Here is an 857-nt window from a genome sequence, read left to right on the forward strand (position 1 = left end):
TGAGTCGAGCTTTCGCGACACGGCGCGAAGACTCAGGGAGTCGAACAGGAGCGCCCGCGCTCTCCCCGCCCTTGAGGGCGGGACTGGGTCAACCAGTCCCAAACTCGATCGCTGTTTCTGGCTCGAGATGATCAACCATCAGTTGCAGCGATTGCCGCCCACGAAAGCTGTTGATATCGAGCCGGTAGGCCAGCCGCACAGTTCCCTGCGCCTCGGCCAGCCGCTCACCGAGACCGAAGCCAATCGCCTCAACCGTGGGGCCGCGCGGCGGCGCAACCTTGAGTTTCAGGTGCCGCTGATCGGCGCCGACAAGTCGTGCTTCGAGCACTTCAAACTCTCCATCGAAGCGCGGTTCAGGAAAGTCCTTGCCCCAGGGACCGGCGAAACGTAGGGCTTCAGCCGTCTCCTGTGTCAGGAGTTCGATCGGCAACGCTCCATCCGAGCGAATTTCGCGGATCGGTGGACGATCCCCGATCTGCGTCCGCACCGCCTCTGCAAACGCCTCCCTGAACCGATCCAACACCTCTGCACGCAGGGTCAGACCGGCCGCCATGGCATGTCCGCCAAAATTGTCGAGCAGGTCCGGATGCCGACGATCGACCCAATCGAGCGCATCACCAAATTGGCGCGAGAAGCCCCCTGCTTTAGCCGTGGGGAGGGAAAGGGAAGCGCCCGCCCGTCAGGGCGGACGGCGGCGGGGGTTGACGCGCGCTTTCTTTGTGACTATTATCGTCACTATGAAAGTGACGCTGCAACTCAAACTGCTTCCCGCCCCCGAGCAGCACGCCGCCTTGCTCAAGACCATGCAGGTGTTCAACGACGCCTGCAACTTCATCGCCGAAGTAGCCTATCGCGAG

1 protein-coding gene is annotated in these 857 nt (G+C 62.4%); it reads right to left on the bottom strand.

Annotation, left to right across the window (positions count from 1 at the left end; genetic code table 11):
* Window positions 1–88: 88 nt before the first annotated feature.
* Complete coding sequence (locus HW932_RS21450; RefSeq protein ID WP_246296967.1) at window positions 89–553, bottom strand: single-stranded-DNA-specific exonuclease RecJ; 465 nt, start codon at window positions 551–553, stop codon at window positions 89–91.
* Window positions 554–857: the final 304 nt, after the last annotated feature.

It is taken from the genome of Allochromatium humboldtianum (genome assembly GCF_013385175.1).
In the GTDB taxonomy this organism is placed as follows: Bacteria; Pseudomonadota; Gammaproteobacteria; order Chromatiales; family Chromatiaceae; genus Thermochromatium; species Thermochromatium humboldtianum.

Excerpts from the sequence above, each read along its gene's own strand:
- HW932_RS21450 (WP_246296967.1), bottom strand. The coding sequence starts at position 553 with ATGGCGGCCGGTCTGACCCTGCGTGCAGAGGTGTTGGATCGGTTCAGG.